The organism is Bacillus sp. P4_D3 (assembly GCF_056401855.1).
The window spans coordinates 1-2,649 of the sequence record NZ_JBFUIN010000425.1 but is presented as its reverse complement, the minus strand read 5'-3'; the positions used below and the strand labels follow the sequence as shown (position 1 = coordinate 2,649).

2 protein-coding genes and 1 pseudogene are annotated in these 2,649 nt (G+C 34.7%); 1 reads left to right on the top strand and 2 read right to left on the bottom strand.

Going from position 1 to position 2,649, the window contains the following annotated elements:
* Both AC1DTM_RS22170 and tnpB read right to left on the bottom strand, forming a co-directional pair.
* A pseudogene (locus AC1DTM_RS22170) lies at positions 1 to 129 on the bottom strand (acyl-ACP desaturase); the annotation flags it as partial.
* A gap of 331 nt (positions 130 to 460) precedes the next feature.
* Positions 461 to 1,588, bottom strand: coding sequence for an IS200/IS605 family element RNA-guided endonuclease TnpB (gene tnpB, locus AC1DTM_RS22165; RefSeq protein WP_088099770.1), 1,128 nt, complete (start codon positions 1,586 to 1,588; stop codon positions 461 to 463).
* 339 nt (positions 1,589 to 1,927) lie between these two features.
* Here tnpB and AC1DTM_RS22160 point away from each other — a divergent pair.
* The coding region (locus AC1DTM_RS22160; protein ID WP_477000889.1) for a polysaccharide deacetylase family protein at positions 1,928 to 2,649 on the top strand (722 nt) is incomplete at its 3' end.

The window sequence follows — 2,649 nt, the reverse complement described above, 5'->3', positions numbered from 1 at the left end:
GTCCATTCCCTTATCCCATGGTAAAAACTCATGATAACCCCAGTCTATCTTCTGCGCTCTTATTTTATGTTGTTCATACAGTTCTTTTAAACGTGGTTCTAATCGGAAATCTAAATCATTTGTTAGCATATATAAGTGCCCCCTTTTCTTATCATAGATAGTCATTCTATTTTTACATTCATTTTTATCCTTAAAAATTTTCTACAAATAAATATTACTTTCCTTTTTTTAAGTCAAACATAACAAATTTGTAACAAAACTCTTTAAGAGCACTATATTTTCATATGATTTTTTCAAATCAAAAGGGGCACCGTTACATATATTGTCCTTTTTTATAAAAGGGGTTCTGAGGCATACGGTATGTTGCTTAGCCTAGTTGAACTACTCACCACTTAACGTCCTAACGGACTGTTTGAAGTGGGAGATTCCTAAGTACGGAAACCTAACGGTTTCTAATTCATTAGGCTATCCCCGTAGTTCCTACGGTTAGAAGTCTTATGGCTTCGTTTCTAAGATTTAGTCCTGCGTTAACATCTCTATCGTGATGTGTGCCACAAGAAGGACAATCCCACTCACGAAGATTTAAATTTTTAACGTCTTTGTTTTGATGACCACAATTTGAACATAGTTGACTAGACGCAAACGTCTTCGATACAACAACGACTTGCTTCCCGTACCATCTTGCCTTGTATTCCAACATGTTTCTGAACTGTGACCAAGATACTTCACTAATGGCTTTTGCAAGCTTACCGTTTTTCAGCATATTACTTACTTGCAGATCTTCAATACCAATTACATCGTGGTTTTTGATGAGTTCGGTAGAGATTTTATCTAAGTAATCTTTTCTTGCATTTGTAATATGCTCATGGATTCGTGCTAATTTCACACGTTGTTTATTCCAGTTCGAAGAACCTTTTATTCTTCTAGAAAGGATACGTTGTGCTTCCGCTAGCTTTTTTTCTAATGTACGAAAAAATTTAGGGTTTTTGTATGTAGTTCCATTTGAAAGAATGGCAAAATCCTTTAATCCCACATCAATTCCAACAGAAGAGCCTGTTTTCTGTAATTCTTGTACGTCTGTCTCAACTAACAAAGATACAAAGTATTTCCCACTTGGATTACGTCTAACGGTAGCACTCAGCATACGTCCTGTTACTTCACGACTCTTTGCAAACTTCACAAGTCCAAGTTTAGGTAGTTTGATTCTATTGTCTATTACAGCAATATTGCCATTTGTTTGTTTCGTTGTGTAAGATTGGATTTTATTCTGTTTGGACTTGAATCGTGGAAGATCGTTCTGTTTCTTGAAAAAGCGTGAAAAAGCATCTGAGAGGTTTTTTAATGTGGATTGAAGAGCAATACTATCTACTTCTTGTAACCAAAGCGTATCCTCCTGCTTCTTTAATTGAGTGAGCTCGGCAGAGCAAGAATGATAGGTTAATCCTTTGCCAGTTTCTTTATAAGTGTCATTCCAAAGAGCAAGAAAATGATTAAATACAAAGCGACTGCACCCAATTGTCTTAGCAATTAATATTTCTTGTCGCTTATTTGGATAGATACGAAACTTATATGATTTATTTACTAACATGGGTTGCACCTCGCTTTCTTGTATGATGCCTTCATTATACAAGAATCGTAGGCTTACGCCTACCGACATTCATCTCCCACCTAAAATTGGTGTTTCACACCTTCCCATTTTTGAGGAAGGAGTCTTCTGTCGGAAAAAGATAAAAAAACGATCATCAGTAAATAGAGAATAACATTCATGGATGAAGATACTCGTCATGTTGTAAATCTTGGTGATTATAAAAAGATGCATGCCCATAAAGAATCTCTTGCCTCTTTTCACTTTTTAATTTCGTATTAAATAATTTGATAATAACTCCATAAACTAAACTTACTTGTATCTCATAGGAGTGTATTATTCGTGAAAAAAATTTGGATAGTCCTCATTCTTTTAATCATATCTTTTTGTTCCACACAAATACCCATATATGCTTTTACAGATAGTCGTAAGGCGTATGAAAAAACAGGGAAGGTAATTTGGGAAGTAAATACAAAGGAAAAAATAGTTGCAATAACATTTGATGATGGACCTCACCCTGTTTTAACCCCTCAAATACTTGATATTTTAGCTAAATACAATGCGAAAGCAACCTTTTTCGTAGCAGGTAATAAAGTTAAAAGGTTTCCTGCTATTTTAAAAAGGCAAGTAAAAGAAGGACACGAAATTGCTAATCATACTTATAATCATATTTATGATAAAAATATTACCGCCGCTAAATTAACTGCAGAATTAAATCAAACGGATAAAATTATCAAGCAAATCACTGGCTATAAACCAGCGCTCTATCGTCCAGTTGGAGGCCTTCACAATGATTTAATTATTAATACAGCTATACAGAATGAGAAACTTGTTATTCTATGGTCATGGCATCAGGATCCTCAGGATTGGAGAAATCCAGCAGCTAGCAAAATTTCTAAATATATAACAAAAGGTATTAAACCCGGCAATATCATTTTACTCCATGATTGGAATGGGAGCGAATTTTCTCAGACATCTCAGACAGTTGAAGCATTAGAAAGTATCATGAGATATTTATACAGAAACGATTATGAATGTGTAACAGTATCTGAAATGCTCTATCG